20 protein-coding genes are annotated in these 19,585 nt (G+C 65.1%); 16 read left to right on the plus strand and 4 right to left on the minus strand.

Annotated elements, in window-relative coordinates:
* The first annotated feature begins 122 nt into the window (after positions 1–122).
* Both WFP39_RS07350 and WFP39_RS07355 read left to right on the plus strand, forming a co-directional pair.
* Entirely contained in the window at positions 123–1,055 is a 933-nt protein-coding gene (locus WFP39_RS07350; protein WP_336918667.1) for a hypothetical protein, read from the plus strand.
* A gap of 53 nt (positions 1,056–1,108) precedes the next feature.
* Positions 1,109–2,287: a glycosyltransferase gene (locus WFP39_RS07355; RefSeq protein ID WP_336918668.1), complete on the plus strand. Its 1,179-nt coding sequence runs from the start codon at positions 1,109–1,111 to the stop codon at positions 2,285–2,287.
* Here WFP39_RS07355 and WFP39_RS07360 read toward each other — a convergent pair.
* Complete coding sequence (locus WFP39_RS07360) at positions 2,271–2,966, minus strand: winged helix-turn-helix transcriptional regulator (RefSeq protein ID WP_336918669.1); 696 nt, start codon at positions 2,964–2,966, stop codon at positions 2,271–2,273. The genes WFP39_RS07355 and WFP39_RS07360 overlap by 17 nt on opposite strands.
* 113 nt (positions 2,967–3,079) lie before the next feature.
* Between WFP39_RS07360 and WFP39_RS07365 the strand changes: the two genes are divergently transcribed.
* The 3 genes from WFP39_RS07365 to WFP39_RS07375 are packed head-to-tail and all read left to right on the plus strand — an operon-like array spanning position 3,080 to position 4,562.
* Complete coding sequence (locus tag WFP39_RS07365; RefSeq protein WP_336918670.1) at positions 3,080–3,517, plus strand: VOC family protein; 438 nt, start codon at positions 3,080–3,082, stop codon at positions 3,515–3,517.
* Positions 3,514–4,191: a glutathione S-transferase family protein gene (locus WFP39_RS07370; RefSeq protein ID WP_336918671.1), complete on the plus strand. Its 678-nt coding sequence runs from the start codon at positions 3,514–3,516 to the stop codon at positions 4,189–4,191. Before WFP39_RS07365 ends, WFP39_RS07370 begins: the two co-directional genes overlap by 4 nt.
* 17 nt (positions 4,192–4,208) lie before the next feature.
* Entirely contained in the window at positions 4,209–4,562 is a 354-nt protein-coding gene (locus tag WFP39_RS07375; RefSeq protein ID WP_336918673.1) for a DUF1428 domain-containing protein, read from the plus strand.
* Between the two features lie 3 nt (positions 4,563–4,565).
* On the opposite strand, the gene WFP39_RS07380 is transcribed toward WFP39_RS07375, so the two are convergent.
* Positions 4,566–5,174, minus strand: coding sequence for a J domain-containing protein (locus tag WFP39_RS07380; RefSeq protein WP_336918675.1), 609 nt, complete (start codon positions 5,172–5,174; stop codon positions 4,566–4,568).
* A gap of 75 nt (positions 5,175–5,249) precedes the next feature.
* On the opposite strand from WFP39_RS07380, the gene WFP39_RS07385 reads away from it, so the two are divergent.
* The 3 genes from WFP39_RS07385 to WFP39_RS07395 are packed head-to-tail and all read left to right on the plus strand — an operon-like array spanning position 5,250 to position 6,966.
* On the plus strand, positions 5,250–5,528 hold the full coding sequence (locus tag WFP39_RS07385; protein ID WP_336918676.1) for a BolA family protein: 279 nt from the start codon (positions 5,250–5,252) through the stop codon (positions 5,526–5,528).
* The gene (locus WFP39_RS07390; protein WP_336918677.1) at positions 5,525–6,418 is read left to right on the plus strand and encodes a pirin family protein; all 894 of its coding nucleotides are present in this window, start codon (positions 5,525–5,527) and stop codon (positions 6,416–6,418) included. The genes WFP39_RS07385 and WFP39_RS07390 overlap by 4 nt, the downstream gene beginning before the upstream one ends.
* A 32-nt stretch (positions 6,419–6,450) precedes the next feature.
* On the plus strand, positions 6,451–6,966 hold the full coding sequence (locus tag WFP39_RS07395) for an FKBP-type peptidyl-prolyl cis-trans isomerase (protein ID WP_336918678.1): 516 nt from the start codon (positions 6,451–6,453) through the stop codon (positions 6,964–6,966).
* A gap of 101 nt (positions 6,967–7,067) precedes the next feature.
* On the opposite strand, the gene WFP39_RS07400 is transcribed toward WFP39_RS07395, so the two are convergent.
* Positions 7,068–8,111, minus strand: a complete 1,044-nt coding sequence (locus WFP39_RS07400) for a DUF2332 domain-containing protein (protein WP_336918896.1) — start codon at positions 8,109–8,111, stop codon at positions 7,068–7,070.
* Positions 8,112–8,184: 73 nt separating this feature from the next.
* On the opposite strand from WFP39_RS07400, the gene hisG reads away from it, so the two are divergent.
* From hisG to WFP39_RS07440, 8 genes are all read left to right on the plus strand, one after another.
* Positions 8,185–8,856, plus strand: coding sequence for an ATP phosphoribosyltransferase (gene hisG / locus WFP39_RS07405; RefSeq protein ID WP_336918680.1), 672 nt, complete (start codon positions 8,185–8,187; stop codon positions 8,854–8,856).
* On the plus strand, positions 8,856–10,142 hold the full coding sequence (gene hisD / locus WFP39_RS07410; RefSeq protein ID WP_336918682.1) for a histidinol dehydrogenase: 1,287 nt from the start codon (positions 8,856–8,858) through the stop codon (positions 10,140–10,142). Before hisG ends, hisD begins: the two co-directional genes overlap by 1 nt.
* Positions 10,142–10,591: a transcription antitermination factor NusB gene (gene nusB / locus WFP39_RS07415; protein WP_336918684.1), complete on the plus strand. Its 450-nt coding sequence runs from the start codon at positions 10,142–10,144 to the stop codon at positions 10,589–10,591. Before hisD ends, nusB begins: the two co-directional genes overlap by 1 nt.
* Positions 10,588–11,460: a thiamine-phosphate kinase gene (gene thiL / locus WFP39_RS07420; protein ID WP_336918686.1), complete on the plus strand. Its 873-nt coding sequence runs from the start codon at positions 10,588–10,590 to the stop codon at positions 11,458–11,460. Before nusB ends, thiL begins: the two co-directional genes overlap by 4 nt.
* Before the next feature lie 122 nt (positions 11,461–11,582).
* Positions 11,583–13,670: a sodium-translocating pyrophosphatase gene (locus WFP39_RS07425; protein ID WP_336918688.1), complete on the plus strand. Its 2,088-nt coding sequence runs from the start codon at positions 11,583–11,585 to the stop codon at positions 13,668–13,670.
* Between the two features lie 216 nt (positions 13,671–13,886).
* Positions 13,887–15,011, plus strand: coding sequence for a GNAT family N-acetyltransferase (locus WFP39_RS07430; protein ID WP_336918690.1), 1,125 nt, complete (start codon positions 13,887–13,889; stop codon positions 15,009–15,011).
* On the plus strand, positions 15,008–15,892 hold the full coding sequence (locus WFP39_RS07435; RefSeq protein ID WP_336918691.1) for a transcriptional regulator: 885 nt from the start codon (positions 15,008–15,010) through the stop codon (positions 15,890–15,892). The genes WFP39_RS07430 and WFP39_RS07435 overlap by 4 nt, the downstream gene beginning before the upstream one ends.
* Positions 15,893–15,925: 33 nt before the next feature.
* Positions 15,926–16,822, plus strand: a complete 897-nt coding sequence (locus tag WFP39_RS07440) for an acyl-CoA thioesterase (protein WP_336918693.1) — start codon at positions 15,926–15,928, stop codon at positions 16,820–16,822.
* Here the strand turns inward: WFP39_RS07440 and WFP39_RS07445 are convergent.
* Positions 16,809–19,532, minus strand: a complete 2,724-nt coding sequence (locus WFP39_RS07445; protein WP_336918695.1) for a beta-glucosidase — start codon at positions 19,530–19,532, stop codon at positions 16,809–16,811. The two genes, WFP39_RS07440 and WFP39_RS07445, sit on opposite strands and share 14 nt — an antisense overlap.
* Positions 19,533–19,585 lie beyond the last annotated feature (53 nt).

Raw genomic sequence — 19,585 nt, forward strand, 5'->3', positions numbered from 1 at the left:
GTCTCCTGCTTCAGCGGAGACACTCTGAATCAATACACGCACTGAATTTCAAGAGGCTGATTGGGTTTAGACCCTAAGTTGCAGGAGTTTTCTTGGGGGGATCGTTAAACATGCGCATTTCGATGAAAACAGGCGCTGGCCTGACAGTCATTACTTTTCTCAGCGCGACAAACGTCGTTTACGCGCAGGAAGTGAACACCGCCATCGAAGGCGTTGCCGGCGTAACCGAGGACAACAGCCAGAACATTGGCGGGAATGACTTTTCGGGCGGCGGATTGGGAAGCCTGCAATTCCGTCTGCCCGTGGTCATCCAGGTTGACGGGATTTATTTCGGCCACCGCGGCAATGCGGTAAGCGGCGGGGCGCTGCGTTTCGGCTTCCAGGGCAGCGAAGACACCTATGTCGGCGTGTACGGTTCGGCATCCGACAACGGCGTGTTCAGCGGCGTGGTCACGCACCGCATTGGCGGCGAGATTGCCCAGCAGCTTGGCCAGTTCCGGCTGGAAGGCATTGTCGGTTACGAGGATGTCGATGGCTTTACCCGGCTGATTTCCTCCACCCCCACCAGCAACACGTTCGAAACCTATGGCCGAAAGGGCGATGTCTTTGCCTTTACCGACCTGATTTTTCAGGAAACCCCGGAAAGCTGGGCCTTCTCGGTCGGACACCGTTACACCGGCGGGGCGCATGCACTGGCGCTCGGCACGGCGTTGCCACTGGACGAAAACATCTTCATCACCGGTCAGGCGCGGCTTGGCGGGGCGGATTACTCTGGCGGCCTGCTGGGGCTGCGGATCATCTTTGGCAAGAGCGAAACACCAGCACGCAAGCTGTTGACCAACCGGCTGATCGAGGACCTGTTTACCGCCGGAAATACGCGCCGGACGCGGACGGAGAATGTGGCCCCGCCGCCGCCTCCTCCGCCGCCGCCGCCTCCGCCGCCGCCCCCGCCGCCTCCACCTCCTCCGCCGCCACCGCCGCCACCGCCGCCTCCACCTCCTCCGCCGCCACCGCCGGATGACTGCGGCAGCTGCGGCGGCTATTGCGCGGCCTGACAGGCTGGGGCACTTGCAACCTCCCGCTGGCATGGCGGGAGTGGTAAGGCTGCATGAAGCGCGTTTTGCTGGCATGGGAAGCGGGCGCAGGGCGCGGCCATGTCGTCACGCTCGGCCGCGTTGCCATGGCTTTGCGCGGCGTCGCAGTATGCGATGCAGCGCTGGGCTGGATGGACTATGCCGCCGAAATCGTGCCTTTATGCGATGCGGTCTATCCCGGCGCGCGGCTTGGCCTCAACTTGCAGGGTCGGCAGGAACGCAACGCCCCGCCCTCTGCCAGCTGGGCGGAATATCTGCTCGACTGCCGCTTTGGCGAAACAGACCGGGTGCGTGCCAATGTGGCCTGGTGGGTGGAAACCATCCGCACGCGCCGCATTGCGCTGGTGGTGGCGGATTACGCGCCCAATGCGTTGATGGCGGCGCGCATCTGCGGTGTGCCGGCGGTTGCGGTGGGCACGGGATACGGCATTCCGCCCGCCGACCTTGAGAGCTTTCCGGTATTTCTGCCCGAATATCCGGATCGGGAGGCGGATGAAGCCGCGCTGGTCGCCGCCATCAACGCCGCAATCGTGCCGCTGGGCGCGCGGCCACTGGCGCATTTGCCGCAAATCTACGCGCGCGACGGCGAACTGGTGCGCACGCTTCCGCTGCTCGATCCCTACGCCTCGTGGCGGTACGAAAGCAGCTATTTGCCGCCCGTGGCCGACTATGCCGGAATAGGGCCGGGCACGGGTCAGGAAGTGTTCTGCTATTTTTCCACGCGCGAGTTTGAGAACCCGGCGCTGGTCGAAGCGCTGGAGTCCTGCGGACTGCCAATGGTGTGCTTCCTGCCCAATGCGCCCGATGATGTGCGCACCCGCCTGCTGGCAGCAGGAGCCGAGATCAGCGCATATCCCCTGCCCGTGGCGCAGATTGCCGCGCGCGCCCGGCTGGTGCTGAACAGCGGCCAGCACGGCATTGCCAGCCTAGCATTGGCGGCGGGCTTGCCGCAGGTCTGCCTGCCGCAGCATCTGGAACAATTGTTCCATGCAAGGCGCTTGGCTCATGCAGGCACGGCGCGCGTGATCTGGCCGCGCAATGCCGATGCCGCCACCATCAGCGCCGCTATTCGCGAAAGCTGGGAAGATACCGGCATGGCGGTTCGCACACGCACGCTGGCGCAGGGGCTGGCGCCGATCTTTGCGGCTGACGACCTTGCCCTGATGCGCGAACGGCTTACGCCCTGGCTTTAGGCGGAAGGTGGAACAGGTCGATAAAGCGGGCATAATTCGCTGCGTCGCCTTCCACCACAACGCCCTGATCGGCGTAGCGGGCCGGGTCGACCTTTCCATATATCAGCGCGGCGAGCGGGGTCGCGTCGGTGGCGCGGAATATGATGTCGGCACCTTCCAATGCGCTGCGTGCGAACCGGATCGAACCGCCTTCCAACGTGGCCAGAATGGCGGTGCGCCCGAAATCGAACCCGGCGCGCATCGCCCAATTCCCTGCCTTTTCCCGGTCGAGCATGATCTGAAGCGACACCATCAACCCGGCGGGTGACATATGCAGGCGCGGATTGTGCAGCGGCGATTGCAAGGCCCACCGCCCCAGTTCCAGCACCACGCTTTCGGCAGCCTGCCCCCACGGCGTGAGCGCATAGACCTGCCCGGCGGCGGGCGGCGGCAGCGGGCGGCGGGCCACGGCCCCTGCCCGTACCAGCCCTTCCAGCCGTTCGGTCAGCACCTTTGCCGAAATCGCGGGCAATGCCGCACGCAGATCAGAAAAGCGCAAGGGGCCGTAAAGCAATTCGCGCACGACCAGCAGGCTCCAGCGCTCGCCCAGAACTTCGAGCGCCAGCGCGGTGCCGCAGGCATCATCGTACCAACGACCATGGATTGCGACATCCATTTCGGTATCTTTTCGTAACTTCATGGTTGCTTTAAGTAACTTAGCTTGGCAGGAATGGCAATGTGTTGATTCGGAACCATTTCACAGTTTTCGAAGGGAATCGAACCAACCACACTCACACTTGAAAGGATTGCGCCGTGGCCCGCCTGATATTCGTGAACCTGCCAGTGGCCAACCTTCCACGCGCCATTGCGTTTTATCAGGCAATCGGTTTCGTCAACCAGCCTGCCTTTACCGACGAAACCGCGGCCTGCATGGCGTGGACGGACACGATCTTCGTCATGCTGCTGACGCATGACAAATGGCGCAGTTTCACCGATCGGCCCATTGCGCCACCGACCGCCAGCGAGGTGGCGCTTGCCATCAATCTCGGAAGCGTGGCGGCGGTGGATCATCTGGTTGCAACCGGCGCTGCAAACGGCGGCGTTGCCGACATCAATCCGCCGCAGGACATGGGCTTCATGTATCAGCGTGCTCTCGCCGATCCCGACGGCCATGTGTGGGAACCGTTCTGGATGGACCCCGCCGCCATCCCGCCAGTTGAAACAAACACACCTACGGAGGACACGCAATGATCGCCACCGCTTCCCAGCCTACCCTCACCGCCTTCGATTGGGTGCCCGATTTTGCCCGCGGTCTGGTGCGCGATATCCGCGTGCGCTGGGCGCTGGAAGAACTTGGCCTGACTTACGATGTGGAAGTGCTCAACGCATTTGGCGCCAAGCCGGATGGCTATGTGCAGCGCCAGCCCTTCGAACAGGTGCCCGCCTTTGCCGATGGCGATGTGGAATTGTTCGAAAGCGGGGCGATCCTGCTCTACTTGGCAGACAGGCATCCGGGCCTGCTCCCCACCGATGATGCGGCCGCATGGACGGCGCGCTGCTGGGTCATGGCGGCCTATTCCAGCGTCGAATCCTTCATCAACCGCCTCAACAGCTATGACATTTTCAATGCCGACAAGCCGTGGGCCAAGGATGCGCGGGAACCGGCCGTGGCGCTGGTCAATCAGAAGCTGAAACGCGTGGCCGATGCACTGGGTGACAAGGACTGGCTGGTTGGCGATTTTTCGGTGGCCGACATCGCGATGATCTGCGTGCTGGAAAATCTGCGCCATTCGGGGCTGGTGACGCAGCAGCCCGTGCTGGTGGATTATCTGGCACGGGGAAAATCACGGCCCGCCTATGGCCGCGCCTTATCAGGGCAACTGGCCAATTTCACCGGATCGCCGCCAGCGGGCTGGCAGAAGTAATCGCAAAGGAGGATCGCATGTATATTCAAGGGTTCGTCGTGCCGGTGCCGCATGACAAGAAGGATGCCTATATCGACCTTGCCCGCTTCGTCGGCGAGATCATGCGCGATTACGGCGCGCTGGAAATCATGGAAGCGTGGGAAGCCGATGTGAAGGACGGCCACACCACCGATTTTCGCATGGCGGTAAAGGCGCAAGAGGGCGAGAAGATCGTGTTTTCGTGGGTCATCTGGCCGGACAAGGCCACCTGCGACAGCTCGCATGAAAAGATGATGCAGGACGAGCGGATGCAGGGTGAATTTGCCATGCCGTTCGATGGCAAGCGCATGATCCTGGGCGGCTTTGATCCCGTCTGGACGCTGGGGCGCTGACCGTCAGCCGAAGGCGGCCGCGCGGCTGAGCAATTGATACGCCTCCACCACGCGTTGCAGGCGGGCTTCATGCGTGCGGTCGCCGCCGTTCCTGTCGGGGTGGTAACGCCGCACCAGTTCGGAATAGCGGCGGCGCAATGCGGGCCGGTCGGTATCAGGGGCAAGGCCCAACACTTGCAAGGCGGCGCGTTCGGGCGCGGTAAAGCGCGTTTGCATGGCGCGCTCCGCTTCCGCCTGCTGCGCACGGCCTGCGGCAGCGCCCCGGATATGCGCGGCGCGTGCGCCAATGGCGTCAAGCGGATCGGCGAAGTCCGCCCAGCGTGGGCCGTCGCCAACACCCGCATTGGGGCGAAAGGCGCGGCTGTGCGTGTCCCATCCGGACAGCGGCGATTGCGCGGCCCAGATTTCCTCTGCGCTCATCCCCTTGAAGAAATCGTACCCGGCGTTGAAGGCGCGCACATGGTCAAGGCAGAACCAGCGCCAGTCGCCCGGCCCGTCAAAGCCGTGGCCGCGGTTGCCCGGTGCGCGGTATTCGCCCGGCTCTTGGCATCCCGGCGTTTCGCATTGACGCCCCTTGCTGTCATATTGTCCGTGTAGGCGTCGTGCACGCATCAGTTGAAAATGGGGAATTGGGCCCCAGATGAAAACCCCTGCGGACGCGAAAATCCCTTTTCAGGAGCATATTTTATGGCCGGCCCCGTTCAGCGCGAGATGGAAACCCTGCTGGCGGCAGCGCTTGCCCCCACCCGACTGGAAGTCATCAACGACAGCGCGCGGCATCGCGGCCATTCGGGCGATGACGGCAGCGGCGAATCGCATTTCACCGTGGTGATCGAAAGTCCGGCATTTGCCGGCAAGAGCCGGCTGGAACGCCAGCGCATGGTCAATGCGGCGCTGGGCGACATTCCCGGCACGCGCGTGCACGCGCTGGCGATCAAGGCGCTGGCTCCGGAGGAAAGCGCATGAGCATCGAGACCATTTCGCCTGTTACCCACGATCTGGGCCAATTTCAGGTGCACCGCGTGCTCCCCAGCCGTAGCCGCACGATGGTGGGGCCGTTCATCTTCGTTGACCAGTTCGGCCCGGCCACGCTTGATCTGGGAACCGGAATGGATGTCCGCCCGCATCCGCATATCAACCTGGCCACGGTGACATGGCTGTTCGCCGGCGAGCACGCAGGCGCGATCGAGCACCGTGACAGCCTGGGCACCTTTTCCACCATCCGCCCCGGCACGGTGAACCTGATGACCGCAGGCAGCGGCATCGTCCATTCCGAACGCTCGCCCGCAGATGAACGCGAAAAGGGCGCGCGGCTTTACGGGATGCAGACCTGGCTCGCCTTGCCCGACGGGCGGGAGGAAATCGCGCCCGCTTTCGAAGCGGTAAGCGATTTGCCGCTGGTAGAGGACGGCTGTGCCAGCGCCACCGTCATCATGGGCACGCTGTGGGGCGCGCGGGCGGCCACCACCACCCATGCCGACACGATCTACGCCGAAATCAATCTCGCCCCCGGCGGCGCGATCCCCATCGACAATGCGGCGGACGAGCGCGCGGTGATGCTGGTAGGGGGCGAGGCAGCGCTCGATGGCGAGGCGCTGACGCTTTACACGCTGGCGATCCTTGCGCCGGGGCAGGCGATGCGGCTCACCTCGGCCAAGGGTGGCAAGGTGATGCTGCTGGGCGGCGAGGCCTTTGCCACGCGCCGCCATGTGTGGTGGAACTTCGTGTCGTCCGACCGGGAACGCATCAATCAGGCGAAGGCCGACTGGGCCGAGGGGCGCTTTCCCACAGTGCCGGGCGATGACGAGGAGTTTATCCCGTTGCCGCAAGTGGCCAAGACGGTGAGTTATCCTTGATCCCGAACCGCGCGCAGGGCAGATGGCGCGGCATGAAGCTGATCGCCCTTTCTGCCGCCCTTGCGGTTATCGCCCTCGCCACTCCCGCCGCCGCGCAGGATAGCGGCCCAGGCGCAGGAATGACTCGCGCCGAAATCATGCAATCCTCTGCCTGGTATAATCGCCAGCAGGCCGCACTGATCGAATTGCAGCCGCAGGATGGCTGGGCCACGCTGGAAGGCGGGGTGCGCTTTCGCCGCATTGCGGGCGATGGGACCGGCCCTGCCCCCACTGTGCGCGATATTGTGACGGTGCATTACACCGGCACGCTGACCAACGGCACGGAATTCGATTCGAGCCGCGACGGTGATCCCGCAACTTTTCCGCTGGCCCAGCTGGTGCGCGGCTGGCAGATTGCCATTCCCTATATGGGCGTGGGCGACACCGCCGAAATCGCCCTCCCGGCAGAGCTGGGTTACGGCGCGCGCGGGGCAGGCCCGATCCCGCCGGGCGCGACATTGTTCTTCACCATCGAACTGCTCGATGTCATGGTGCCACCGGGGCGGTAATTCTTTCGCCAGTAGACCGTGCCAGTCCCGTTCGCATCGAGCGAAGGCGAGATGCCGCGCCATGGGTATCGACTGCGCTCGCCCCGAACGGCAGGCAGGCATTACCCCAGCCAGCGCACCCACGCCCCGTGCGGATGCGCTTCGGCGAGCAGGGCGACTTCGCGCTCTCCCGGCCAGTATTTGACGGTCAGTTCATGGCGGAAAGTGGTGCGGTTGGTTTCCACGCGCAGCCATGCCAGCGGTCGCTCTACCGTGGCGCGTGCCCCCGCCTCCTCCATCATCGTGCGGATTGCCGCGCGGGTGCTATCGGGCAGATATTGCCACATCACCGTGTGGAACAGCACGCGGGTGACGCCCTCGGCTTGCGGCGCGGCTAGCTGCTGCGCCACAAATGCGGCGGCATCCATCTGCACCAGATCGGGCCGCTGCGCGTGTGCCAGCGCAATCGCCACATCCATGCGCGCCATGCGTTCGGTCGCATCGGCCCAGATATAGGCTTTCAACCGCTGCGCCTGCGCGGGGTCGGTGAGGTCGACCGGCGCGATGTCGCAGCCTTTCACGCTGATAATGTCCACCGGTCCCGATGGCGGCGGGTTGCCGCGCCATTCGGGCACGATCTGCATCGGGCTGTCCACCGCGCCCACCTTCACCCCGCCAAGGTCATAGCCGTAGCGGGCCATCATCGTGTTGATCCCGGCGCTGGCGCCGATCTCGATCAGTTCGAAACGCGGGCAGACGCTTTGCGCCAGCCACAACAATCCCGCCATCACACTGGCCGAGCGCCCCGCCTCGTTCGTTTGCGGCGGGCCGTCGAGCCATGGCAGCAGCACCGCATCGAAATCCCGCGCCACCCCGGCCACCAGCGCATCGACTGCCGCCTGATCCGTCACCTCGCCCGCATAGACCGGGGCCAGCGCATGGGTTGCGCCCGTCAGGTGCAGGAAATGCAAGCCGCCCGCCACGCGCAGCGGCATCGCATCCTCCAGGCTCAGCCCCGGCCAGTTTGCCATGCGCGCGCCCGTTTGGGTGCCCGCAGCGATGATCGACGCCTCTGCCCGAATGATGCGCCCGGTGATCGGCGCGCCGGCTTCTTCGGCATGGCGCGCCTGCCAGGCAATCGCTTGGGCCACATCCGCGATCTCCATCACTTTTGCCGCCTGATCTTTTGCAGCCAATGCCGTTGCCCTTTCCCGCCCTTCAAACTACATCGCGCGGGCCATGACTGACCCTGTATCCCGCCCGCTGACCTTTGCCGTGCCCAAGGGCCGCATTCTTGACGAAGCGCTGCCCGTGATGGCGCGCGCAGGCGTGGTGCCGGAAAGCGCGTTTCACGACAAGGCCGACCGTTCGCTTTCCTTCAACTGCGAAGACCCCGCGTTGCGCCTGATCCGCGTGCGTGCCTTTGATGTCGCGACCTTCGTTGCATTCGGCGCGGCGGATGTGGGGATCGTGGGATCGGATGTGATCGAGGAGTTCAATTACTCCGAACTCTACGCACCGGTTGATCTCGACATTGGCCATTGCCGCCTTTCGGTGGCCGAACCGGTGGAGGGCGCAGGCGCGGCGGGGCCCTACAATGCCAGCCATTTGCGCGTGGCGACCAAATATCCGGGCATTACCAAACGCTGGTTCGAGGCCGCAGGCGTGCAGGCCGAATGCATCAAGCTGAACGGCGCGATGGAGCTTGCCCCGTCGCTGGGCCTTTCGGGCCGCATTGTCGATCTGGTGTCCACCGGCAAGACACTGGCGCAGAACGGCCTCAAGGAAACGCAGGTGATCATGCAGGTGTCGGCGCGGCTGATCGTCAACCGCGTGGCGCTGAAAACCGATCCGCGCGTGGCCGCTTTGGTTGAACGGTTCCGCGCCAATGCCGAGAAGGAAGCTGCCTGATGCAATTCCTGAGCACCAGCGAGGCTGATTTCGAAAAGCGCTTTGCCCGCATCGTCAACGACCGGCGCGAAAGCGACAAGGACGTGGCAGGCGTGGTGCAATCCATCCTTGCCCGCATAAAGGCCGAAGGGGACGCGGCGCTGGCCGAATTGACGCGCCGTTATGACGGGTTCGATCCGGAAGTGGACGGCTGGCAGATTGGCCGCGACGTGTGCGAAGCCGCCTTCCACGATCTCGACCCTTCGCTACGCGCCGCGCTGGAAACCGCAGCGCAGCGCATCCGCGCCTATCACGCGGCGCAATTGCCACAAAACCGCGATTACACCGACGATGCGGGTGTGCGCCTTGGCGCGCGCTGGGGCGCGGTGGAAGCGGCGGGGCTGTATGTGCCGGGCGGGCGCGCGGCTTACCCTTCCAGCCTGCTGATGAACGCGATCCCGGCCAAGGTGGCAGGCGTGGGCCGGCTGGTCGTGACAACCCCCACGCCCAAGGGCGAGGTGAACCCGCTGGTGCTGGCCGCGGCGCATCTGGCGGGCGTCGATGAAATCTGGCGCGTGGGCGGCGCGCAGGCGGTGGCCGCGCTCGCCTATGGCACCGGCAATATCGCCCCGGTCGATGTCATCACCGGGCCGGGCAATGCCTTTGTGGCCGAGGCCAAGCGCCAGCTTTACGGCGTGGTCGGGATCGACATGGTGGCGGGGCCCAGCGAGATCCTCGTGATTTCCGATGCCAAATCCGATCCGGACTGGATCGCGGCCGATCTGCTCAGCCAGGCAGAGCATGATCCGTCGTCGCAATCGATCCTGATCACCGACGATCTGCCCTTTGCCCGGTTGGTCGAGGATTCGGTGGACGTAATGTGCGCCAGCCTTGCCACCCACCGCACCGCGCGCAGCAGCTGGGACGAACACGGCGTCATCATCGTGGTCAATGACCTGCTGGCCGAAGCTCCTGCCCTCGCCAACCGGCTGGCGGCAGAGCATGTGGAACTGGCCGTGGACGATCCCGAAGCCCTGTTTGCAGCCATCCGCCACGCGGGCAGCGTGTTTCTGGGTCGCCACACGCCCGAAGCGGTGGGCGACTATGTCGCCGGGCCGAACCACGTGCTGCCAACCGGGCGCCGGGCGAGGTTTTCCAGCGGGCTTTCGGTGCTCGATTTCATGAAGCGCACCAGCTTTATCGCGCTGGACGAGACGGCCTTGCGCGCCATCGGCCCCGCGGCTGTGGCATTGGCCGATGCAGAAGGGCTTCCCGCGCACGCCAAATCGGTGCAGGTGCGCCTGTAATGTCCAAGGCTGCCCGCTCCACCGCCCGTTCCGCCGCCCGGCTTGCCGCCGTGCAGGCGCTCTATCAGCACCAGATGGAAGGCACGCCGCAAGCGCGGCTGCTCGACGAATTCCACCAGCACCGGCTGGGCCGCGAGATCGAGGATGTGCATTACGCCGATGCCGAAGTCGCCTTTTTCGACGATGTGGTGATCGGCGCCATTGCGCGGATGGAGGAAATCGACGCGTTGATCGCCTCCAAGCTGGCCGAAGGTTGGACGCTGGCGCGGCTCGACAAGACGATGGCGCAGATCCTGCGCGCCGGAACCTATGAATTGCTCGCCCGCGCCGATGTGCCCACAGGCGCGGCAATCAGCGAATATGTCGATGTCGCCCACGCCTTCTTTGACGAGCGCGAGGCGAAATTCGTCAACGGCGTGCTCGATGCCGTGGCGAAACAGGTGCGGTGAGCCGCGAGGCCGCCTTCATTCAATCGCTGCGCGCGCTGGCCAACCATTCCGCCGCGCGCAATCTGGACGATGATTGCGCCGTGCTGGAGGTGGGCGCGGAAACGCTGATCCTCACCCACGACATGATGGTGGAAGGCACGCATTATCTGCCTGATGCCGACATGGCTGATGTGGCGTGGAAGCTGGTTGCCAGCAATCTGTCCGATCTTGCCGCCAAGGGGGCGCAGCCGCTGGGCGTGCTGGTGGGGCATATGCTGGGCACGGGCGATGATCGCTTTGCCGCCGGGCTTGCCCAGGCACTGGCGCACTATGACGTGCCGCTGCTGGGTGGGGATACGGTGGCGGGCAGTGGGCCAAAAGCCCACGGCCTGACCGCGATTGGCCGCGCCACGCACGTGCCCGTGCCGGCACGCAGCGGGGCGCAGGCAGGCGACACGGTTTGGGTCACGGGCACTCTGGGCCGCGCCATGCTGGGGTTCGAAGCCTTGCGGGACGCGAGCGGAAAGGACAGCGCCCCCTATCGCCGCCCGGTGCCCTTGCTGGCAGAAGGGCGCGCGCTTGCCCCGCTGGCAAGCGCGATGATGGATGTGTCCGACGGGCTATTGCTCGACGCGTTCCGCATGGCCGAGGCCAGCGGCGTGTCGATTGCCATCGACAGCGCATGCGTGCCGCTCGCCGCGCCCTCACGGCCGCTCGACTGCATGACATGGGGCGATGATTACGAATTGCTGTTCGCCCTGCCCCCCGGCCGCACCTCGCCCATCCCCGCCAGCATGATCGGCCGCGTGGAGCCGCGCGGTTTTGCTCCGCTGTTGCTCGATGGCGAGCCGCTGGTGAACCCTGAAGGCCTTGGATACGCCCACAAATAAGGGCGATCATGCGCCATTGGGCTTTTGCCCTTGCACCTGCCACCCGTCACCGATAGCCCTATGCATCTCTGCGGACCCAGGCAAACCGGGCCGCTTTCTTCTGGGAAGGGGGTAAACGGGTCATGGACCTCGTTGTTGTATCAATCATTCTGGGTGCGCTGGCCGTGGTTTACGGCTTCGTCACCTCCCGCCAGGTGCTGGGCGCCGATGCGGGTTCCGCCAAGATGCAGGACATCGCCGCTGCCATTCAGGAAGGCGCGCAAGCTTATCTGAAGCGGCAATACACCACCATCGCCATGGTCGGCATCGTTGTCGCGGTGCTGGTCTTCGTATTCCTTGATGCGGTCGCCGCTGCCGGTTTCGTGATCGGTGCGATCCTGTCCGGCGTCGCAGGCTTTATCGGCATGAACATTTCGGTAAAGGCCAATGTGCGCACCGCGCAAGCGGCCAGCACCGGGTTGCAGGCGGGCCTGACGATGGCGTTCCGCGCGGGCGCAATTACCGGCCTGCTGGTGGCGGGCTTGGCCTTGCTGGCGATTGCAGTGTTCTACTGGTATCTCACCGGCCCCGGTGGTTATTCGGTCGGCGGAGAGGATCGCCATGTGGTCGATGGCCTCGTGGGCCTCGCCTTTGGCGCCTCGCTCATTTCCATCTTCGCGCGCCTTGGCGGCGGCATCTTCACCAAGGCGGCCGATGTGGGTGCGGATCTGGTGGGCAAGGTCGAGGCCGGCATCCCGGAAGATGACCCCCGCAACCCGGCCGTGATTGCCGACAATGTGGGCGACAATGTGGGCGACTGCGCCGGCATGGCGGCCGACCTGTTCGAAACCTATGTCGTCACCGTGGGCGCCACCATGGTGCTCACCGCGCTGCTGCTGAAGGGTGCGGGCGATATGCTCTCACCGCTGATGGCGCTGCCGCTGCTGATTGGCGGCGTGTGCATCGTCACCAGCATCATCGGCACCTATTTCGTGCGGCTGGGCGGCGGCACGAATGTGATGGGCGCGATGTACAAGGGCTTCCTTGTGTCCGCCGTGCTCGCCATTCCGGCCATCTGGTTTGCCACCGATTATGCCATCGGCACCGCAACGGTCATTCCGGGCACCGAGATTACCGGCCGGGCGCTGTTCTATTGCGCGCTGCTGGGCCTTGTCATCACCGGCCTCATCATCTGGATCACCGAATACTACACCGGCACGGCCTACCGTCCGGTGCGCAGCATCGCCAAGGCATCGGAAACGGGCCATGGCACCAATGTGATCCAGGGCCTCGCTATCAGTCTGGAGGCGACCGCGCTGCCCACCATCGTGATCGTGGGCGGCATCATCATCGCCTACAATCTCGCGGGCCTGATGGGCATCGCCTATGGCGCAACGGCCATGCTGGCGCTGGCGGGCATGGTCGTGGCGCTCGACGCCTATGGCCCGGTTACCGACAATGCCGGCGGCATTGCCGAAATGGCCGGGCTGGATGACAGCGTCCGCGAAAAGACCGACTTGCTCGACGCGGTGGGCAATACCACCAAAGCCGTGACCAAGGGCTATGCCATCGGTTCGGCAGGCCTTGGCGCGCTGGTGCTGTTTGCCGCCTATACCACCGATTTGCGCGAGTTTTTCCCCACGCTGACGGTCAATTTCAGCCTGGAGAACCCCTATGTCATCGTCGGCCTGCTGCTGGGCGCTTTGCTGCCCTATCTGTTCGGCGCGATGGGGATGACCGCGGTGGGCCGTGCGGCGGGCGATGTGGTGATCGACGTGCGCGACCAGTTCCGCAACGATCCGGGCATCATGGCGGGCACCAGCAAGCCAAATTATGCCCGCACGGTCGACCTCGTCACCAAGGCGGCGATCAGGGAAATGATTATCCCCAGCCTGCTGCCCGTGCTGGCGCCGGTGGTGGTCTATTTCGTGATCAACGCGGTGGCGGGCCAGGAAAACGCCTTTGCCGCGGTTGGCGCATTGCTGCTGGGCGTGATCGTGGGCGGATTGTTCGTGGCGCTGTCCATGACTGCCGGTGGCGGCGCGTGGGACAACGCCAAGAAATATATCGAGGACGGCAATCACGGGGGCAAAGGCAGCGAAGCGCACAAGGCTGCCGTCACGGGCGACACGGTGGGCGATCCCTACAAGGATACCGCTGGCCCCGCGGTCAACCCAATGATCAAGATCACCAATATCGTGGCGCTGCTGCTGCTGGCGGCGCTCGCCTGACATAGGGCGGACACAATTTGGCCATTTCCACCCTGCCCGGCAAAACCGCCGGGCAGGGTTTTCTTTACCCTTTGCCTTAAGCTTTCCTTCGCCGCGTCGTCTTAAAGGTTAACGGACGGATGCAGGGTGCACCCGTGAAAAGGGTTAAGATCGTTGGCCGCATATGCGCCATTTTCTGTGACAAAGCTTACCGAACTTGCAGCAAATCCTAAGATTGTGAGCGTTACCAGAAAGGCTCCTTTCGTGGATGTGCGGCGGTGGGTCGATGCCGATTGCCCCGCGTTTCGCGCCGCATGGGATGCGCTGGCGGATGCGGCGGGGGAACCCAACCCCTTTTTCGAAAGCTGGTATCTTCTTCCCTCGCTGCGGGCGCTTGATCCGGCGGGCGAAGTCGCGCTGCTGTGCGTGCATGATGCGTCGGGCGGGCTGGCAGGCGTGATGCCGCTGCGCCGCTACACCTCCTATTACGGCTATCCCCTTAAGCATTGGCGCAACTGGGTGCACGACCAGTGCTTTTGTGGGCAGCCGCTGGTGGCGCGCGGGATGGAGCGGGTGTTCTGGCGCGCGGTTCTGGACTGGTGCGATGCAAACAAGGCCGATGGCCTGTTCCTTCACCTGCTGCAAATCCCCGCCAGCGGCCCGCTGCACGATGCCTTGCAGGCCGAAACCGCTGCGCAAGGCCGACCCGCCGCCACCGTGCTGGAGGAATGGCGCGCGCTGATCGCCACGCAGGCGTCGCCCGAAGATTACCTCGCCGCCTCGCTGACGGGCAAGAAGCGAAAAGAGCTGCGACGCCAATACCGGCGCCTTGCAGAGATCGGCACGCTGGAGTTCGAGCGCTGTCGCAGCGCGGACGATATTGCCGCATGGACCGACGCCTTCCTGGCGCTGGAAGCGGCGGGCTGGAAAGGCCGCGCTGGCTCTGCGCTGGCAGACGACCCGGCCCATTCCGCACTGTTTCGCAACAGCCTGCGCGAGGCGGCAGGGCGCGGCAAGCTGGAACGGCTGACCTTGCTGCTCGACAACCGGCCGATTGCCATGCTGGCGACCTTCCTGACCCCGCCCGGCGCCTATGCCTACAAGACAGCCTTTGACGAAGCCTTCGCCCGCTTTTCGCCAGGCGTGCTGCTGCAACGCGAGGCGATGAACCTGGTGGCCGATCCGGCAATCGAGTGGATCGACAGCTGCGCGGCGCCCGATCACGCGATGATCGACCACATCTGGCGCGAAAGGCGGCGCATGGCGCGCCACTCGATCGCCATTGGCGGCCCTCTGCGCCGCGCCCTGTTCCGCCTGCTGGCATGGCGCGAAAACGGACATTGGCCAGGGGGCCTGACATGATGGAAAAGCGCATCCAAAATGCACGCGCGCCGCGTCCTGCAGGCAATGTGTTCTGCACGGCATCCCGCGCCGATTTCGCCGCCTCCTATCCCGAAGGCGCGCACACGCTGACGCACGAACTTGCCGGGCATCCGCTGCTGGAACTGGAGGCGCTGGCGCAACTTGCCGAAGCCCTGCCTGCGACCAGCATAGAATATAACCGCGGCGATCTGCCGGTGGGCATTGACGAAAAGCCGGGGCAAACGGGCCTTTCCATCGGCGAAACCATCCGCCGCGCGGAAACCAGCAACAGTTGGGCCGTGCTCAAGAATGTGGAGCAAAACCCGGCCTATGGCGCGCTGCTGTTCGACCTGCTCGACGAATTGCGCCCGGTGATTGAACGGCGCACGGGCCGCCTGCTCAAACCGCAGGCCTTCATCTTCGTGTCCAGCCCCAATGCGGTAACGCCTTACCACTTCGACCCTGAGCACAATATCCTGATGCAATTGCGCGGACAGAAGGTGATGACAATCTTCCCCGCAGGCGCCAGCCGCTTTGCGCCGGACGAGGTGCACGAGGGCTATCACCTCGGCGGCAAGCGCGAACTGAGCTGGAAGGACGAATTCCGCCGCCATGGCGTCCCCTTCGATCTGGTGCAGGGGCAGGCAATCTATGTTCCGGTCATGGCGCCGCATTTTGTGAAGAACGGGCCGTGTGTTTCGGTATCGCTGTCCATCACCTGGCGCAGCGACTGGAGCTTTGCCGAGGCAGATGCACGGGCTTTCAATGGTTTGCTGCGCAGATGGGGGTTCAATCCCCGCCCGCCAAGACGGTGGCCGGCGCGCAACATGGCCAAGGCGCTGGGCTGGCGACTGCTGCGGCGCCTTGTCCGCAATCATTGACGAACGCGCCCTTGCCGCCCATTGGCATTGGCCATGTTGTCCCAGCGCCCGAATCCGACTCCGGAGGAGCTCGTCGCCGACCTGATGCTGTTGCTCGATCTGGAGCCGCGCGGGGGTGATCTGTTCATTGGCCGCCGCCATCCCGAAGGCATGGGCCGCGTGTTTGGCGGACAGGCAATTGCGCAGGCGCTTGGCGCCGCGCGGCGCACGGTTCCGGCGGAACGTTTCACCCATTCGATCCACGCCTATTTCCTGCGGCCGGGCAGCGACGAATATCCGATCGAATTCCGGGTGAAGCGCGATCTGGATGGCCGCAGCTTTTCCAACCGCCGCGTAGTGGCCAGCCAGCGGGGCGAACCGATCCTGAACCTGACGGCGAGCTTCCACTTGCCGCAGGAAGGCCTGTCGCACCAGGACGCGCAAATGCCCGACGTGCCTCCGCCCGAAGCGCTGCGTCCCGATGCCGAAATCCGCCACGAAGTGGCGCAGAACCTCCCTGATGGCCCGGTCAAGAAGCTGCTGCTGCGCCCGCGCGCGATCGATTTCCGATCGGTCGAGCCGCGCGACTGGCTCGACCCGCATGTGCGCGAACCGCGCGCGCATTGCTGGTTCAAGACAGTCGGCCCGCTGCCTGATTACCGCCCCATCCACCGCGCGGTGCTGGCCTACACATCCGATTTCCAGCTGCTCAGTACCGCGATGCAGCCGCACGGCCTGTCCATGCATCTTGGCCAGATCAAGGCTGCCAGCATCGATCACGCGGTGTGGTTCCACGGTGATTTCCGGGCCGATGACTGGCTGCTCTATGTCACCGACAGCCCGTGGTCGGGAATGTCGCGCGGCTTTGGCCGGGGCCAGATCTTCACGCGCGACGGGCGCCTTGTCGCCAGCGTGGCGCAGGAAGGGATGATCCGGCCTACCGGTCGCTGATGTCTTCAGGCAGCGTGATCTGCCCTTCCCACACCGGATCGCGCGACGATGCGCCCAGCCGCAGCCTATAGCTGCCCGCCGCCAGCCGCCATTGCCGCGTGGCGCTGTCCCAATGGCGCAAGCTGCTGAACGGCACACGGATCGTGTGCATTCGCGATTCGCCCACGCCAAGGCGAAGGCTGGCAAAACCCTTGAGCTGCCAGGGCGGCGATCCCGTTTCCGCAGGCAAGCCGACATAAAGCTGCGGCACCGCCGTGCCCGCCCGCGCGCTGCGGTTCGTCAGGCGCAGCTGCACGTCCAGCGCCTGCCAATCGGACGACAGGCCAGCCGAAAGCACTTCCATCGCGATATCGGCATAGGACAGGCCATAGCCGAAGGGGAACAGCGGTTCCTGCCCCGCCGCATCGAAGAAGCGGTAGCCGACAAACACGCCTTCGTCATAAAGGGCATCGCCCAGCGCACCGGTAACCGGATCGGTCAGCCCCGGCATCTGATAGGCCTGCGTGGCCGCCCCTTGCGTTGCATCGGCGGGGAAGGTGACCGGCAACCGACCGCCCGGCTCGCGGTCGCCGAACAGCAGGCCGGCCACCGCCGGGCCGAAGGCATCGCCCGGATGCCACATGGACAAGACGCTCGCCACATCCTCCAGCCACGGCATCGCCACCGGTCCGCCGGTGTTGAGCACCACCACGGTGCGCGGATTGGCGGCGGCGACGGCCGCAATCAGCCGGTCCTGATCGCCCTGCAGCGTCAGGCTGATGCGGTCCATCCCCTCGCCCACCAGTTCGCCCGCAAATACCACCGCCACATCGGCCGCGCGCGCGGCTTCCACCGCCTGGGCGAGGAGGTCGTCCGGCCCCGCGTGGCCGAAGCGCAGCGTCAGCCCCATTTCCATGCCGAACATCGCCATCCGTTCTGTCCGCAAAGCGGCGCGCGGCGTGTAATCCACGCGGATATCGACCGGCTGGCCCGCAGTGAGCTCGACATTGGCAAAGATCGCATTGCCGAAATCAGCATGTTCGAACGTGCCCGCATCGCGCCCGTCGATCCACAGCCGCGCGCTGCCCGATCCGTGCAGGGTAAAGCGGTGCATGCCGCTTGCCGCCGGGGTGAACCGGCTGTCGTAACGCACCGACCACTGGTTGCGCCCCGGCAGGCCCGGAACCGCGGGCGCGGCCGCCAGGGCCGGGTCCGTCACCACCGCCTCGCCCAGCAATTCCCCGGCAAAGCCCAGATCGGCGCTGGCGTAATAGCGGGCGCGAAAGCCCGGCCTGCCATCGGGCGCGGCAAACTGCGCGGAATCGGGCGGCGGCAGAGCGGCAAGGCCCCGCGTGCCCGGTGCATAGCTTACCGCCACGCCATCCCCTGCGCGCGCGGTAATCGCGGGCAAGGCGGGTTCGAAATGCGCCGGCTCTACCCAGGGGGAGCCTTGCAGCGCGACCACCGCCGCCTCGGTCGCCTGCGGGCCGATCACCGCGATGCTGCGGACATCCGGCCCCAGGGGAAGCACACCGCCCGCATTGCGCAGCAGCACCGCGCCCGCCGCGATAATGTCCGCCGCCGCGGCGCGGTGTGCGGGCGTGGAGACATTGTCCGCCCTGCGCAGCGGCGGATTGTCATACAGGCCCAGCCGGAAATGCGGAATCAGGCGGCGCAGCACCATGTCATCGATCCGCGCCATCGGCACTTCACCGTCGCGCACCGCATCGGCCAGCGGCTTTTCATGGGCGAGTGCGGCATTGAAGGTGCTTGGCCCCCACGATCCACTGTCCAGCCCCGCCAGAACCGCGCGGGTGATCGAACGCTGCGCGCTGGGGAAATCCGGCCCGACATAGCCGTCAAAACCCCATTCGACTTTCAGAATATCAAACAGTTGCGGATGCTCGCAGGCGAACACGCCGTTGATGCGCGGAAAGCTGCACATCACCCCGCCCGCGCCGCCGCGCCGCACCGCGGCTTCGAAACCGGGCAGGTAAATCTCGCGCATCGCCCGTTCGGACACAATGTTGTTGCCCACCGGGCCGGAGCCGGAAGGTTGATCGCCCACGCGCCCGGCATCCTGCGAATAGACGGCGTAATGCTTCATCATCGTCAGCACACCACCTTCGGTGAGAGCGCCCACCTGTGCTGCGGCCATTTCGGCGGTGAGGAAGGGGTCTTCGCCCATGCTTTCGGCCAAGCGGCCAAAGCGCCAGTTGCGGGCGATGTCATAGGCGGGGCCAAGGATGGTGCCGGTGCCCGCGCTGCGGAACTCTGCCGCAAGGATACGGCCGTAGAGCGCGGCCACTTCCGGATCGAAACTGGCCGCCACGGTCAGCGGCGCGGGCATGGCGGTGGCTACCGCGCCGCGTGTCAGCCCGGCCGGGCCATCGGCCCCGGCAATCGCGGGCAGGCCCAGTTCGCGCGCCACATCACGCACCTGCGGCGCGTTCTCGTCCGCTCCTACATCAAGGCCGTAGCTGAGCCCGCCGAGGAACAGCAGCTTTTCCTCCAGCGTGGCAAACTGGCCGAGGACAAACCGCGCGCGGCATTCGGGGGAATAAGCGGTGTTCCACCAAGGGGCCGCTTCACCCGCTTCAGCAACACAATCCGCGCCTTGCGTCGCCCAGATTTCGGCCGAGGCAGAGGTCTGCGCTTGGGCCGGAAAACACAGCGACACACAGGCACCCAAGGCTGCCGAAGCGGCCCAAGCCTTCCCCAAACGCGACATAGGCGATCCTCCCACTGTAACGCGCGTTATAATGGTGCAACGCTGCGGGTCAA

The organism is Alteraurantiacibacter lauratis (assembly GCF_037154155.1).
Classification (GTDB): domain Bacteria; phylum Pseudomonadota; class Alphaproteobacteria; order Sphingomonadales; family Sphingomonadaceae; genus Alteraurantiacibacter; species Alteraurantiacibacter lauratis.

What these genes read in the sequence shown, in the direction of transcription:
- WFP39_RS07350 (WP_336918667.1), top strand. Translation starts at nt 123, where the DNA reads ATGAAAACAGGCGCTGGCCTGACAGTCATTACTTTTCTCAGCGCGACA.
- WFP39_RS07355 (WP_336918668.1), top strand. Translation starts at nt 1,109, where the DNA reads ATGAAGCGCGTTTTGCTGGCATGGGAAGCGGGCGCAGGGCGCGGCCAT.
- WFP39_RS07360 (WP_336918669.1), bottom strand. Translation starts at nt 2,966, where the DNA reads ATGAAGTTACGAAAAGATACCGAAATGGATGTCGCAATCCATGGTCGT.
- WFP39_RS07370 (WP_336918671.1), top strand. Translation starts at nt 3,514, where the DNA reads ATGATCGCCACCGCTTCCCAGCCTACCCTCACCGCCTTCGATTGGGTG.
- WFP39_RS07375 (WP_336918673.1), top strand. Translation starts at nt 4,209, where the DNA reads ATGTATATTCAAGGGTTCGTCGTGCCGGTGCCGCATGACAAGAAGGAT.
- WFP39_RS07380 (WP_336918675.1), bottom strand. Translation starts at nt 5,174, where the DNA reads ATGCGTGCACGACGCCTACACGGACAATATGACAGCAAGGGGCGTCAA.
- WFP39_RS07385 (WP_336918676.1), top strand. Translation starts at nt 5,250, where the DNA reads ATGGCCGGCCCCGTTCAGCGCGAGATGGAAACCCTGCTGGCGGCAGCG.
- WFP39_RS07390 (WP_336918677.1), top strand. Translation starts at nt 5,525, where the DNA reads ATGAGCATCGAGACCATTTCGCCTGTTACCCACGATCTGGGCCAATTT.
- WFP39_RS07395 (WP_336918678.1), top strand. Translation starts at nt 6,451, where the DNA reads ATGAAGCTGATCGCCCTTTCTGCCGCCCTTGCGGTTATCGCCCTCGCC.
- WFP39_RS07400 (WP_336918896.1), bottom strand. Translation starts at nt 8,111, where the DNA reads ATGGAGATCGCGGATGTGGCCCAAGCGATTGCCTGGCAGGCGCGCCAT.
- hisG (WP_336918680.1), top strand. Translation starts at nt 8,185, where the DNA reads ATGACTGACCCTGTATCCCGCCCGCTGACCTTTGCCGTGCCCAAGGGC.
- hisD (WP_336918682.1), top strand. Translation starts at nt 8,856, where the DNA reads ATGCAATTCCTGAGCACCAGCGAGGCTGATTTCGAAAAGCGCTTTGCC.
- nusB (WP_336918684.1), top strand. Translation starts at nt 10,142, where the DNA reads ATGTCCAAGGCTGCCCGCTCCACCGCCCGTTCCGCCGCCCGGCTTGCC.
- WFP39_RS07425 (WP_336918688.1), top strand. Translation starts at nt 11,583, where the DNA reads ATGGACCTCGTTGTTGTATCAATCATTCTGGGTGCGCTGGCCGTGGTT.
- WFP39_RS07435 (WP_336918691.1), top strand. Translation starts at nt 15,008, where the DNA reads ATGATGGAAAAGCGCATCCAAAATGCACGCGCGCCGCGTCCTGCAGGC.
- WFP39_RS07440 (WP_336918693.1), top strand. Translation starts at nt 15,926, where the DNA reads ATGTTGTCCCAGCGCCCGAATCCGACTCCGGAGGAGCTCGTCGCCGAC.
- WFP39_RS07445 (WP_336918695.1), bottom strand. Translation starts at nt 19,532, where the DNA reads ATGTCGCGTTTGGGGAAGGCTTGGGCCGCTTCGGCAGCCTTGGGTGCC.